The sequence below is a fragment of the Pseudomonas sp. BP01 genome (genome assembly GCF_022760795.1).
Lineage (GTDB): Bacteria > Pseudomonadota > Gammaproteobacteria > Pseudomonadales > Pseudomonadaceae > Aquipseudomonas > Aquipseudomonas putida_Q.
This window is the reverse complement of record NZ_JAFBKA010000099.1, coordinates 1-390: the sequence shown is the minus strand read 5'-3', so window position 1 is coordinate 390 and position 390 is coordinate 1. Positions and strand designations below refer to the sequence as shown.

At 52.6% G+C, this 390-nt stretch carries 1 protein-coding gene; it reads left to right on the top strand.

The window, feature by feature from the left end; genetic code table 11:
• On the top strand, nucleotides 1-390 hold a 390-nt coding region (locus JOY50_RS28645; protein ID WP_243056187.1), incomplete at both ends, for an NAD(P)H-binding protein.

Here is a 390-nt window from a genome sequence, read left to right as displayed (position 1 = left end):
GGAAAAGACGCGCCGAACGTCTGGTCAGGGCGAGTGGCCATCCCTACACCATCGTCAGGCCCGGCTGGTTTGACTACAACAATGATGATGAGCACAAAATCGTTATGCTGCAGGGCGATCGACGCCATGCGGGAACCCCGGAAGATGGCGTGATATCCCGAGAGCAAATCGCCCGGGTTCTGGTCAGCGCCCTGAGTAACGATGCGGCAAAAAATAAAACGTTCGAACTGGTGGCTGAACGAGGGGAAGCACAGCAGGATCTCACCCCTCTGTTTGCCGAGCTGCAAACGGATAATCGCCAAAAAAATGATGGGATTTTAGATATGGACAATATGCCCCTCAGTGAAGAACCTGAGTGCATTATTAACGAGCTGAACCAGTATGCACACA